General features: G+C 57.9%; 11 protein-coding genes. 1 reads left to right on the top strand and 10 read right to left on the bottom strand.

The window, feature by feature from the left end; translation table 11 throughout:
- Nucleotides 1-246 (top strand): hypothetical protein (locus tag PUV47_RS18690; protein ID WP_274220112.1); only part of this gene is annotated, 246 nt, incomplete at its 5' end.
- A 27-nt stretch (nucleotides 247-273) separates the two neighbouring features.
- On the opposite strand, the gene PUV47_RS18685 is transcribed toward PUV47_RS18690, so the two are convergent.
- From PUV47_RS18685 to PUV47_RS18640, 10 genes are all read right to left on the bottom strand, one after another.
- Nucleotides 274-612 carry a hypothetical protein gene (locus tag PUV47_RS18685; RefSeq protein ID WP_274220111.1) on the bottom strand — a complete coding sequence of 113 codons (339 nt, stop codon included), beginning with the start codon at nucleotides 610-612 and terminating at the stop codon, nucleotides 274-276.
- A gap of 92 nt (nucleotides 613-704) precedes the next feature.
- Nucleotides 705-1,628, bottom strand: coding sequence for a Gfo/Idh/MocA family protein (locus tag PUV47_RS18680; RefSeq protein WP_274220110.1), 924 nt, complete (start codon nucleotides 1,626-1,628; stop codon nucleotides 705-707).
- 189 nt (nucleotides 1,629-1,817) lie between these two features.
- Complete coding sequence (locus PUV47_RS18675) at nucleotides 1,818-2,861, bottom strand: 4-hydroxyproline epimerase (RefSeq protein WP_274220109.1); 1,044 nt, start codon at nucleotides 2,859-2,861, stop codon at nucleotides 1,818-1,820.
- An 18-nt stretch (nucleotides 2,862-2,879) separates the two neighbouring features.
- A complete protein-coding gene (locus PUV47_RS18670; protein WP_274220108.1) occupies nucleotides 2,880-4,115 on the bottom strand; it encodes an NAD(P)/FAD-dependent oxidoreductase in 1,236 nt (411 codons plus the stop codon).
- A gap of 4 nt (nucleotides 4,116-4,119) precedes the next feature.
- Nucleotides 4,120-5,013, bottom strand: coding sequence for a dihydrodipicolinate synthase family protein (locus tag PUV47_RS18665; RefSeq protein ID WP_274220107.1), 894 nt, complete (start codon nucleotides 5,011-5,013; stop codon nucleotides 4,120-4,122).
- Between the two features lie 218 nt (nucleotides 5,014-5,231).
- Nucleotides 5,232-5,660: a GNAT family N-acetyltransferase gene (locus tag PUV47_RS18660; RefSeq protein WP_274220106.1), complete on the bottom strand. Its 429-nt coding sequence runs from the start codon at nucleotides 5,658-5,660 to the stop codon at nucleotides 5,232-5,234.
- 138 nt (nucleotides 5,661-5,798) lie between these two features.
- Nucleotides 5,799-7,289 (bottom strand): glycerol kinase GlpK, encoded by a 1,491-nt coding sequence (gene glpK / locus PUV47_RS18655; protein WP_274220105.1) that lies wholly within the window; start codon nucleotides 7,287-7,289, stop codon nucleotides 5,799-5,801.
- 117 nt (nucleotides 7,290-7,406) lie between these two features.
- Nucleotides 7,407-8,906: a glycerol-3-phosphate dehydrogenase gene (glpD, locus tag PUV47_RS18650; RefSeq protein ID WP_274220104.1), complete on the bottom strand. Its 1,500-nt coding sequence runs from the start codon at nucleotides 8,904-8,906 to the stop codon at nucleotides 7,407-7,409.
- Between the two features lie 251 nt (nucleotides 8,907-9,157).
- Entirely contained in the window at nucleotides 9,158-11,632 is a 2,475-nt protein-coding gene (locus tag PUV47_RS18645; RefSeq protein ID WP_274220103.1) for a mechanosensitive ion channel domain-containing protein, read from the bottom strand.
- A 197-nt stretch (nucleotides 11,633-11,829) separates the two neighbouring features.
- Nucleotides 11,830-13,392, bottom strand: coding sequence for an aldehyde dehydrogenase (NADP(+)) (locus tag PUV47_RS18640; protein ID WP_274220102.1), 1,563 nt, complete (start codon nucleotides 13,390-13,392; stop codon nucleotides 11,830-11,832).
- Nucleotide 13,393: the final 1 nt, after the last annotated feature.

Raw genomic sequence — 13,393 nt, 5'->3', positions numbered from 1 at the left:
ATGGAAGGTTCGCCTGAACCAAGCGCGAAGAGCTTATCCCCCTCTCCTCCTCTCGCCGCAGAACAATGCAATTATGCAGAGGAGAGGAAGAAGAGCCGCTGCCCGCACAAAAGACATCCCCCTGCTACGACCGCAACTGACCGTGATGTTACCGCACTCGAAACACCAGACCCAGCGGGGATAACCCATGCGTTCAATTTGCGTTGCTTTGAACAAAACACGGATTTTAAGCATCAACGCACGTGAATACAGAAACGCTCCTGAAGACACTGGCTAACCACCGCCCTCACCTGCCGAACCACACACAACTGGATCCCGGGTCAAGCCCGGGATGACAGCCGAGAAAGACGGAGGTGGGGTGACCAACTGAGTGTCAGGCAGAAGTAGGGTGACCGCGATGAGCCACTTTGGAGAGGAGGTGAAGTGGTCGGTCGGAACGCCCAGCGGGCGGGCCTTAGGCGGAAGCAGTGACAAGCAGGTATCCGACCACCCCACCACCGTCATGCCGGATAAGGTGAGCGCAGCGAGACGCAGATCCGGTATCCAGCGCGAAACCAACAAGCCGCTGCGAAGCCGGGATGACGCCGAGAGCCAGAGAACGTGCAGAGCCAAGGATGACAACCGAGAGAGTGAGGCGGAGGCAGAGACGCGCCCCTGCATGGGAGGCGGGCGTTGCCGCTAATCACACAGGGGCTGAAGAGGCGCTAAAATTCAAAGGGCGCAACAGTCACCCGGCGGCCCAAGGCAAAGGCGTCAGACACATGCACCAACGGTAACAGGTCCACATCACTTTCTTCCGCCTGCACCAGCTCCGCCATCCGGCGATAAAGGTTGGCGTATTCATGATCCGCCCCTTCCTTGACCAGCTCGTCATTGATGAACATCTTGGAGCCGCCCATGGCCAGCTTCATTGTGCCTTGCGCTGTTTCAACTTCAATGTCCCAGCTTTGCAGACCTTCCTGCAGCCAGTCGAATTCGGCAGTCACCTGAGCGCCGCCGGAATGGTGGAACATGAGCTGCGCGGCGATGGGCGTGTCCCGGTTTTCCGGAAAGGCCAATGTTGCCTGCTGTACATGCACCGGATCTGGAAGAATTTCCGTCATGATGGAAAGAGCGTTGATGCCCGGGTCAAAAACCCCCATCCCGCCCGGTTCAAATATCCAGTCCTGCCCCGGATGCCAGCGGCGCACATCTTCCTTCCAGGTGATCCTGAGGGATTTTAGTGTCTTGCCCGCCAACCAGTCTTTCGCATCCGGAACGCAGTCCGCAGCACGAGAATGCCAGGAAGCGTACAGGGTAACGCCCATTTCCTTGGCCAGTTTTTCCAGCTCGAAACACTCGGCAAGGCTCTGCCCCGGAGGCTTTTCCAGCATGACATGGCGGCGCGCCTTGAGCGCTTTGACAGCATAGTCAAAACGCGGTTGCGGCGGAATGGCCAGAGAAATCGTAGAAATGTCGGGCCGTTTTTCCAGAAGTTCATCAAGGGATGAAAAATTGTCAACGCCATCAAGGGAGGCGTTGCGACTGGCAACAGCAGCGAGTTCCCAATCCTTGTCCGCATGAATGGATGGAATATGCTGGTCGCGGGCAATCTTGCCGATCCCAACAAGAGCAATCTTTTCAGGCATAACCAAAATCCTCGAAGTACACAGCTGTAAAAAGCGTAGCTTCTATTCACAGAGACGACCACTGCTCACTGAACAAGACGGAGTCTTATCAATAAGAACTTGATGCAGAAGCGGATTTCGGCGTTTGCCCAGTATTACTGAGTGAGAAACTCCCAGATACTGAGATTTTTGTCGGGTTAGAGAGAAGAACTACTGGGAATCAGTTGGCCTTGGAAAATGAGTGACCCCATCGGCACCCAACTGGAAGCCGCTCATGTATGGATCACGCTCATCGAGAAACAGGGTGTTGTACCCGGTCTTGCGGGCCCACCCCTCAATGGTTGGTATGATGCCAACCTTGTCGCCCACCTTCACCTCTTCCTTTATGCCGCCCACAAACAAGGAGCCGATGATGGACTCGTGGGTGAACGTATCCCCCACGGAGAGCAACCCCTTGCCATAAAGGTGAGCCATACGCGCCGATGTACCCGTGCCACAGGGGCTTCGATCCAACGCCCTGTGACCATAAAACACCGCGTTGCGCGCACTTGCGCCTTCCACCGTCGGCGCCCCAGTCCATTGAACGTGGCTGATCCCTGAAATCCGGGGATCTTCCGGGTGGACCATCTCGTAGGCCTCATTGAGGGCCGCGCGCAAACGCGGGCTCCAGTCCAGCAAGTTGGAGGGGCTCACATGTTCCAGTCCCGGAAAGGCCTCCTGCGCTTCAACAATGGCGTAAAAGTTTCCGCCATAAGCCACATCAACATGAACCTCACCCAAACCCGGCACATGCACGCGCAAGCCTTCAGCGGCCAGAAAACTGGGCACATTGGTGAGGCGGACACTTTCTACATAACCCGCCTCCATGATGTATTCCGCAGTCACAACACCGGCGGGTGTTTCAAGTCGCAGCACGCCTTCTTCACGCGGTGTGACCAGCCCTTCTTCCAACGCCATGGTAACGGTGCCAATTGTCCCATGACCACACATGGGCAGGCAGCCAGAGGTCTCGATGTACAGCACGGCCACGTCGCAATCTTCCCGTGTGGGCTCCAGCAGAATGGACCCGGACATCATGTCGTGGCCACGGGGTTCAAACATCAGCCCGGTGCGGATCCAATCGTAATGTTCCATGAAGAAGGCGCGCTTGGCCAGCATGTCTGCGCCCTTCAGAAGGGGCGCGCCGCCCGCCACCAACCGAACCGGATTTCCGCAGGTGTGCCCATCGACACAAAAGAAACTTTTCGACGCCATAACCCCTCCCAAGGTTCTTTAAAACCGCTGTGCGCTGTAAGGTTCCAATGATAAGGCGGGCCGCTCCGCAGTCACCAGCGCGACCACCAGATCTGCGGTGATGGCGGCCTGCGTGAGTCCGTGATGCCCATGTCCAAATGCATAGGTAATGTGCGGACTGGCGGTCGAGGGCCCAATGACCGGCAGAGTGTCTGGCAGGGATGGACGAAAGCCCATCCACTGCTTGCCGCCTTCAGTCTGCAGGCCCGGCAGAATGGTCTTGGCACGCTTCAAAAGCGCCTCTGCACGCTTCCAATTGGGTGGCAGCTTGAGGCCGCCAAACTCCACCGCACCGCCAACGCGCAAACCCGTGGCAAGCTGCGACAATGCAAAGCCGTACCCGGGCAGCATCACCATGTGACTTAAAGCAACACCGGAATCGGCAATGGTGGTGTTATAGCCCCGCTCCGTGTCCAGAGGTACGGGGTCGCCCAACCGTGATGCGAGCGCCTTGGACCAAGCCCCTGCCGTGATGACGGCATGATCACCCTCAATGTGTTCGCCGTCCTCCAGAGAAACGGAGACACCGGTGCCTGACGGCTGAACGGCCGCAACCGCAGCGGTGCGAATGATGCCTCCCTGCCCCTGAAAGAAAGCCGCAAGGTCCTGGCACAGCAAAAAGGGCTCATCCACGCTGGTCCATCCGGGCAAGCGCGCGCCGCCTTTGACCCGTTGAGACAGGTCAGGCTCCAGCTCCCGAAGCTCTGCCCCGGACAGCTCCTCCACCTCGATGCCGAAGTCACGCTGTTGCTGCCAGCCGGGCCGGGCGCGAGCAACTTGCTTGTCATCATCATATACATCAAGACAGCCGGAATAGCGCACCCGGTGGGCCGTGCCCGTGCGCTGCCAAAGGCGTTGCCATGCGGGCAAGGAGGCCCCATTGAGGGCGGCCTTGGCCTGTGTGCTCTGGGCAACTTTTGACGGCAGAGCGGCAAGACAGAAACGCACCATCCATGGCAGTATTTGCAGCGCATAGGCCGGGCGAACCGACAGCGGCCCAAGAGGATCGAACAACCAGCCCGGCACGTCGCGCCAAATGCCGGGAGATGCAAGGGGCGCAACATCCGTCCAGGCAATGCCGGCAGCATTGCCGCGCGAAGCCCCCTCTCCCGGCCCACGCCGATCAAGCAGTGTCACCGTGTGGCCCTGCTCCAACAGCCGAATGGCACTCGCAAGACCAACAACTCCTGCTCCGATGACGAGGATATGGCGCATATGGTTATAGCTCCGGCAGTTCTGGACGGCAGGCCATGGCCGTTTTTATCACCGTTTCAACCCGCGTACGCTCAGCACCAGAAAGGGCCATGCGCGGGGCGCGGCAACGATCGCTAGAGCCAATGGCGTGAACTTCCGCCAGTTTGATGTTCTGTACCAGATTGGTCGATACATCGAGATCCAGCAAGGGGCGGAACCAGCGATAGATCGCGCGGGCTTCTTCGAGCCGGCCCGCCTGAGCCAGCTTCCAGATGGCAACGGTTTCCTTTGGGAACGCGACAACCAGACCAGCAACCCAGCCATGAACGCCCATGAGGATGCTTTCCAACGCCAGATTGTCAACGCCCGTGAAAACATCGAAGCGGTCACCAAAGCGATTGAACACCTCGGTGGCGCGCCGGATGTCGTCGGTGGATTCCTTCATGGCGACAATGAGGGGCTCTTCGGCGAGTTCTGCGAACATGTCGAGCGAAACGTCCACACCATAGGCAACAGGATTGTTGTAGACCATGACAGGCAGACCGGCGGCCCGGGTCACAGCCAGAATGTGTGCAACGGTTTCATGCGGTGCGGATCGGTACGGAACGCCCGGAAGAACCATCAAGCCATTGGCCCCGGCCTCGGCCGCATCCAGCGCTGCGCGACAAGCCCGCGCTGTAGAGCTTTCGCAAACGGTCATCAGAACCGGTTTGTCTCCCGCAACGCTTTTGGCGACTTTCAGGATTTCAATCTTCTCTTCCGGCTCAAGAGCCATCGCCTCCCCAAGCGACCCGCAAACGATGATTCCGTCCACCCCTGCCTCGATCTGCAGGGAGAAGCACCGCTCCATCTCCGCAATATCAAGCCGATCATCCTCGGTAAACTTTGTTGTTACAGCTGGATAAACACCACGCCACATAGCACTGCCTCATTCATATTGTGATATATCAGAGTTAATGAAGGAGCCCAGCACTAATGTCAAGTCTCTGATATATCTCTAGCGGCAGTTTTCCGGTATCGAGGAAAATTACACCACGATACCAATAGGTTTCGTCCATGAAGCGGGCAAGCTGGAGATTGGTTGAAGCCCTCTCAAGCAATGGCATCTCATCCCTTCAAAAGCCTTGAAAGAGAGACTCACGACAAATTTCGTGCGGAAGTCGCCATGCCGAGGCAGTGAGGCGCTGTCTCCTTGAAGCCAAATTTGGCGTAGAGATGGTTGGCCGGCACATCGGCGAGCAAGTTCACAAAGGCAGACGGGTCTGCGTGCGCTTTCAGGTGCTTGACAAGAGCGCTCACAATGCGCTTGCCCAGGCCCTGCCCTTGGTAAGCAGGCTCAAGAGCGATATCGACCACCTGCAGGAAGCAGCCACCATCCCCGACTATGCGGCCCATGCCAATTGTCCGCCCTTCAGCGACAACCACCACCGCGAACCATGTATTCTGCAGGCCCTTTTCTGCTGCCTCTCGCGAAAAGCTGGAGAGCCCTGCCACCTGACGCAGGCGCATGTAGTCGTCGAGCGAAGGCGTTGCGGCGATAACTTCAAAAGAGGCTTGGTCGGTCATGGGGGGCTCCTGATCGGAAACTCGGGGATCTACCTCTCCGCCAAATTCCGAACCAAATCAAGTCACCAGAAACAACCTAAGAAAAAGCACCTGCGGTTGAGGCAGGTGCTTGGGAACGGCCTGGGGGAAGTGAAGGCGTCAAGAGCGCGTGCGCTGAACCGCATCCCGCCAGCCATCAAGCCGCTGACGGCGCTCTTCTTCACTCATGGACGGCTCAAAGCGTCGGTCCAGGTGCCAGCGCTTGGAAAACTCCTCCATGTTTGGCCACACCCCGGCACGCATGCCCGCAAGCCAAGCAACGCCAAGTGCGGTCGTTTCCAGCACCACCGGTCGGTCAACACGCGCGCCCAGAATGTCGGCCAGGAATTGCATGGTCCAATCAGATGCAGTCATGCCCCCATCAACGCGCATGACGATCTCATCGCCGTTACCGCCTTTGAAGTCGGCATTCTTTGCTTCAATAAGATCAACGGTCTGATAGCCCACGCTCTCCAGCGCGGCGCGGGCGATTTCTTCCCGGCCTGTCGCGCGGGTCAAGCCAAAGATGGCTCCGCGAGCATCCGGATCCCAATAGGGCGCACCCAGGCCTACAAACGCGGGCACCATGTAAACCTGGCTTTCCTCATCGGCCTGTTCAGCAAGACCTTGTGTCTCGGAAGCCTTCTCGACGATTTCCAACCCATCGCGCAACCACTGCACGGTCGCACCCGCCACGAAGATCGACCCTTCCAGCGCGTAAGTGGTCTTGCCATCCAGCCGGTAGGCAATGGTGGTCAGAAGACGGTTCTTGGAACGCACCAGCTCTTCGCCGGTGTTTAGAAGAGCAAAACAGCCCGTGCCATAGGTGGACTTCACCATGCCAGAGGAAAAACAGGCATTGCCCACGGTCGCGGCCTGCTGATCACCCGCAACCCCAAGGATCGGCAGCGCAGCACCAAACAGTTCCTCCGGGATCACACCGAAATCGTCGGAACAGTCCTTCACTTCCGGCAGCATGGCGCGAGGAATGCGCAAGATGTCCAAAAGCTCCTGATCCCATTCGTTGGTCTCGATGTTGAACAGCAGCGTTCGAGAAGCGTTGGTCGCATCTGTCACATGAGAGCGCCCGCCGGTAAATTTCCAGATCAACCAGGTATCAACCGTGCCAAACAGCAGTTCTCCCGCTTCGGCCTGTTCGCGCGCGCCCTCCACGTTGTCGAGGATCCAGGAAACCTTGGTGCCAGAGAAATAGGGGTCGAGCAGCAGACCCGTCTTGCGCATGAAGACTTCTTCCAGACCCTTGTCTTTCAGATCGGCGCAAAAGTCCGAGGTACGGCGATCCTGCCAAACGATGGCATTGTAAACCGGTTTGCCGGTGAGCTTATCCCAAACAAGCGTGGTTTCGCGCTGGTTTGTAATACCCACACCGTGAATGTCGTAGGCTTCCAGATTGGAGTTGTAGAGGGCCTCGCGGCATGTCTCCAGAGCGGTGCGCCACAGATCTTCAGGATCGTGCTCAACCCAGCCCGGATGAGGAAAATGCTGCGTGAATTCCTTTTGGCCAATGCCTTTGGATTCGAACTCATCATTAAAGATGATGCTTCGCGTGGACGTTGTGCCCTGATCGATTGCCAGAATCCAGCCGCTCATAGGAACCCCCTCCCTCTTCAGCTTCTTATTGTTCTACGAATTTCTACGGTATTATCGAAGGAACCCAGAAAGGTCCAGAGTTGGCGGAGGGTTATACAACCCTCCAGACCATATTCTTTAGTGGACTTTTTCGGCGAGATAGTCCGCAAGAGCGGCTTTCTGCTCGGCGCTGAATTTCAATCCCAGCTTGCTTCGCCGCCAAAGAATATCGTCGGCGGCAACGGCCCATTCCTTGGACTTGAGCCACTCCACTTCCACGGCATGAAGCCCTGCCCCAAAGTGCTGGCCCAGATCTGCTTCCGACTTCACGTCTTTCAGCATCTCCAGCGCGTCCAGACCATAGGAGCGAAGCAGACGCCACGCCAACCGGTCATTAAGGTATGGATGCCGGACCTTCAGCGCCTTCAGCTGGCTTTCAAACTCTTGCGGCGAGAAGCCCCCTCCCGGAAGTTCCGCCGTGGCGGTCCATGGCTTCTGACCTGCTGGCAAAAAGTCCACCAGCTTTTCAAGGGCAGATTCGGCAAGGCGGCGGTACGTGGTAATCTTGCCGCCAAAGATATTGAGAAGACCCGGTTCTCCCGCTTGATGCTCATAGTCCAGAACATAGTCACGAGTAGCCGCCTGAGCCGCTGATGCGCCATCGTCGTATAGCGGGCGCACGCCAGAATAGGTGTGAACCACATCTTCCGGGCGGATCGGCTTTTCAAAATATTCGCTGACGGCGGCGCAAAGGTAGGAAACCTCATCGCTGGAAATGGCCACCTCTCCCGGGTCGCCCTGATAGTCTACGTCAGTGGTGCCAATCAGCGTGTAGTCATGCTCATAGGGAATGGCAAAGACAATACGGCCATCGGTGTTCTGAAAGATGAAACAACGGTCGTGCTCGTAAAGCTTGGGCACGATGATGTGACTGCCCTTCACCAGACGCACGCGGGATTCTTCATTCCGGCCCAGCGCCCGGTTGAGAAGGTTGGAAACCCATGGACCTGCTGCGTTGACCAGAGCCCGCGCCTTCACTTCCCGTGTTTCACCGGAAAGCGCATCGCGCACACTTACGACCCAAAGCGCGCCTTCTTTCTTGGCGCTGACAACTTCGCAGTTGCGATGGACTTCCGCACCTTTTGCCTGCGCATCACGGGCATTGAGCACCACAAGACGCGCATCATCCACCCAACAATCCGAATACTCGAACCCCTTGCTGAACAACGGCTTCAAGGCTTCCTTGTAGGTACCGTCCTTCAGGCTGACACTGCGGGTGCCCGGCAGGATCTTGCGCCCGCCAAGGTGATCGTAGAGGAACAGGCCCAACCGGATGAGCCACGCCGGACGGAGCCCCTTGTGGTGAGGCAGAATAAACCGCAACGGCCAAATGATGTGCGGCGCCGCATTGAGAAGAACTTCGCGCTCAATCAGCGCTTCGCGCACAAGGCGGAACTCATAGTATTCCAGATAGCGCAGACCGCCATGAATGAGCTTGGTCGAGGAAGACGATGTGGCCTGAGCAAAGTCGCTTTTTTCTGCCAGAAAAACAGAAGCGCCACGCCCTGCCGCATCCCGTGCAATGCCGCATCCATTGATGCCGCCCCCAATGACAAAAAGATCAAAGGTCTGATCCATAGTTTCCCCCGGCGCGGTGTCGCCTCGTGTTTATTATGTTCGTCGCACCCAAAGTACGCGAAACCTCTTACGCTTAATTACGAAATAAAGCGCGCCTTTGCGAAAGTCAACGAAACAAAACGAAATCTACCATGACTCACAACCAGGCTGGCCTGCCTCCCAAATAGGCAGCAACCCCCTGCGTAAAAACAAAAAACGGCCCCTCGAGGGAGCCGCTTTCTGTTGTTTCACTAGATGAAAGTATAGAGGGATTACCGTGATCCATCCCCATCCGCATCGGCATCAACCTCGGTTGGCAGCGCCTCGTTGGGAACGCGTGGCTTTCCGGTCTTGATCGGTGCGTCCTTGGCGGCAGCAGCTTTGGGCGCACTCTCCTTTTTGCCGGTAGCAGGCAGAGGCTTTGGCTTATCCTTCTTTTCCGCATCCTCGGCATAGTGGTAGGTGACCTGAGGGAATGGAATCTCAATGCCGCGCTCATCAAAGACCCGTTTGATGTGCTCGTTGTAGGCACGCCCGATGGCCCACTGACTGCCCGGGAGCGTCTTTATGCGGGCCCGAATGTCCACGGAAGAGGCACCAAAAGCGATAACGCCCTGCATGTCCAGATCTTCCAGAATAACCGCGCCGTTTGGCGTATCCCGCAGTTTCTTGAAGGCATCATGCATGGCCTCTTTGGCCAGATTGATGTCCGTATCGTAGCTGACACCCACCACCGCAAGGGCGTAGCTGTAATCGCGTGTGGCGTTGGAGACTGTATCCACCGCAGAGAACGGGATGGTGTGAGTGATGCCTTCCAAGTCTCGTAGACGTACAGAGCGAATGGTGAGACGCTCTACCGTGCCGGACACCCCGCCAACGGTTACGTAGTCACCTTCGTTCATGGCATTTTCCACCTGAATGAAGGCCCCGTTGATCACATCCTGCACCAGCTTTTGCGAACCGAAAGACACAGCCAGACCGAACACACCGGCACCCGCAATGAGCGGTCCGATGTTGACACCCAGCTCTGACATGGCAAGCAGCACGAACATGACCACCAGCAAGATGGTCAGCGCATTGGAAAACAACTTGAAGAGCGTACGCCGCCGCGACGTAATCATGGGGCCGCCGGCATCAGTAAGGCGCAGATCAATCCACGACATGGCGATGACCCAAATCAGGAAGCCGACCAGAAGGACGATCACTGCAGACGTAACGCGGCTGCCAAACTCGCTGCCTTCGCCAGACAAGATCCAGGACCAGAACGCCCCGATACCCCAGACCTCTAGTATGCCGAGGAGGGCACCACCCACAATCGCCACCCGAAGGATGGAGAGCAAGGCCGGTACAGACGCGTTGAGCCGCGATTCCATGGTGGGCAACTTGCGTGCAAGACGCGGCGATAAGTTCACCCCACGGCGAATGCTCTTTGAAACACCTACTGTGGCGAACGTGGCAAGGATCAAAATGGTGAGGGTGTAAGCGCTGGCGTAGAAGATCTCCTGCGTCGCCTGATAGGGGCGGCTGAGCCAAACGAGAAAGATCGCCCAGATGTAAAGCAAGGCAAGGATGTGCCAAGTGTAGGACAGCAGCACCATGAGCGAGCGGGCAATTTCAGAGGTAATCCGCGCTTCGGTGAAGTCCTCAATCTCTGCCTGCACGCGCGCGCGAGACCGAATGATGATGACCGCGAGATAGATCACCGAGAGCAGCACCACGGTAAGCCGGATGCTGGTTCCCAGACTGTAGGACCAGTTCAGCATCACCAGCGGCACAAATACCGAAACGCCATAGCCAAAGCCAATCAGCACATAGGCCAGCTTGCGGGACCAATAGCGCGCCTCACTATCGGAAAACGGCAGCACGCGGAACTTGGGGCGATGCGGTGCGAACACGAAACGCAGCGCCACACGGGACATTTCAACCAGGAAGAAAGCGTTGAGGGTCAGCGCTTCAACGCGGTTGAACACGAAAGGGTCCGTGTTGGGCGTGATCGCTATAGACACGAAGTACGCCAGCCCTGAGGCGATGAACACACTCACCACCTCGATACCGGTTGAGAACAACAGATAGCCGCTGCGGTGAAACCAGTTGCCGGCGGCATAGCGTTTTTGAATACTTGAAAAAAGGCGCAGACTGCCGCGCCGCATGATCATGAGCGCCACGTAACCCGGCACCAGAACGCTCAGCAAGCCGAGGAATCCATCAACAAAGCGATCCGGGTCCACATCTCTGGGGTTCTCGACAATTCGCTCATACCCGGAAAGACCGGACCAGATGCGCAAGAGAATGTCCCACAGCTCTGCGCCGAACTTGCGCACAGATTCCCCGACAGCCGCGACCAGAGATGTGGTGACCTGCCCCACGTTCTCACTCGGTGTGCTGCCTTCCGCATCCGCCGCCGGTGTGCCAGCGTCAGCGGCGGCATCCGCCGTTCCGTTGGTGCCTGACGCCGCCCGCGCACCAGTTGCGGGTTGGGCATTGGTGCCGTCGGTGGCTGGTGCGGTCCCTTGCCCTGTCGCCTCACCTGTGCCGGCATTCTGCTCAAGAAACTTGATCAGCGAGTCTCGCTGCGCCGGGTCTTGCAGCACCTTGATGAGCGCCTCAACGGCCGCCCCATCATCAGCAGGTACGGCCTGTTGCTCGGTTACAGGATCTGTCGAAGCGGGCGTTTGCTGGGCACTGACTGGGCCAGCTACAACAAACAGGACTGCGAGGAGACTTAGAAAGGTGCGGACTGCGAACAACGGAGGGACCTCTGTTCATGTTAGGCGGCCGGGCCGCCCAGATACTCGTTTCCACTGAGTGGCAGATATTGGATTTCTTGTAAAGAAATCAAAAAGGCGGCTCCATTATGAAGCCGCCGCTGTTCTTTCTTTAATACCGCACATTCTGGAGCGCAGCCCCTAAGAAACCGGGGAACGCAACGCGAAAAACCTCCGGATCAAAGCTGTCTGGACCCGTCCTGCAGGCGTGGCAGACCACTGCCATCGCGGATTTCATCAGGCTGCAAGGCTTCTGGGAAGTTCTGATAGCTGACGGGGCGCAAGAAGCGCTCGATTGCCTTGGACCCCACAGAGGTGCTGCGCACATCGGTGGAAGCCGGATACCGACCGCCATGCATCATGGCATGAGAAACCTCAACGCCTGTCGAGAAACCGTTACACAACAAACGCCCAGCCTTGCGCTCAAGCACTGGCACAAATGGGCGTGCGGCACCAAGATCTCCGCTGTCGACCATCAAGGTGGCGGTAAGCTGCCCTTCCAGCGCCCCCGCAACGGCCAACATTTCTGCGACATCCTTACACCGCACCACCACAGCAGCAGGGCCGAAAACCTCCTGCTGTAAGCTCTCATCGGAAAGCCATTGGTCGGCAGCCACACTGAAGACCGCAGGCGACACCGCGCAGCCTTCGCTTGGTTTTGGCGGCAGCAGGGCAATCACATCCGACGCCCCGGCTCGGCGGTTGACCTCACCATCATATGCTTGCGCGATACCGCCAGTGAGCATGGGCTGCGGCCCTACTGCGCCCAGCGCCTCTGTCGCCACGTTGACGAAAGTGGAAAGAGCCTCTCCCTCAACGCCGACAACAACGCCCGGATTTGTGCAGAACTGACCAACACCCATGGTGAGCGATGCCGCCCAGCCCTTGGCCATTTCCTCTCCACGTGCCGTAAGCGCTTCTGGAAACAGAAAGACAGGGTTCACGGAACCCAACTCCCCATAAAACGGGATCGGCTCAGGACGTGACACGGCGATATCAAACAAGGCCCGCCCGCCCCGCAGCGACCCAGTGAACCCGACCGCCTTGATGAGAGGATGGGCGACCAGTGCCGCGCCGCTTTGATGTCCCGCGCCTTGAATGAGACCAAACGTGCCCAACGGCATACGGCAGCTCTCCATCGCGGCCAAGATCGCCTCAGCAACGAGCTCAGAGGTTCCAGGATGCGCCGGATGGCCTTTCACGACCACAGGACAACCCGCTGCCAGCGCAGATGCTGTGTCTCCGCCCGCAGTAGAGAACGCCAATGGGAAGTTCGAGGCACCAAACACGGCGACGGGTCCAATGGGGCGGTTGATCAAACGCAGATCCGGACGGGGCATTGGTGCCCGGTCTGGCAATGCGGGATCGACCCGAAGGTCGAAACATTCACCTTTTTCAATGTAGTCGGCAAAGAAGCGGAGCTGGCCAGTTGTGCGGCCTCGCTCCCCGTTCAGGCGCGCTTCAGGAAGCGCAGATTCAATCATGGCGATCTTGGTGATTGCCTCGCCCCGAGCCTCAATTTCATCGGCAATGGTGCGCAGGAAAGCAGCCCGCTGCGCAGCCTTGGTCGCCGCGTAAGCTGGAAACGCAGCTTCAGCTGCGATCACAGCTGCCTCGACATCCGCCTGGCTGGCCTCACAATAAAGCCGATCCGTGGCAAGGCCCGTTGCCGCTTCCATGGCGGCAAACCGCTCCTTGTTCTCAACCGCTTCGCCGTTAATGAGATGTCGCCCGCTTAGCATT

Source organism: Pseudovibrio exalbescens (assembly GCF_028737195.1).
In the GTDB taxonomy this organism is placed as follows: Bacteria; Pseudomonadota; Alphaproteobacteria; order Rhizobiales; family Stappiaceae; genus Pseudovibrio; species Pseudovibrio zosterae.
This window is presented reverse-complemented; position numbering and strand designations above follow the sequence as displayed.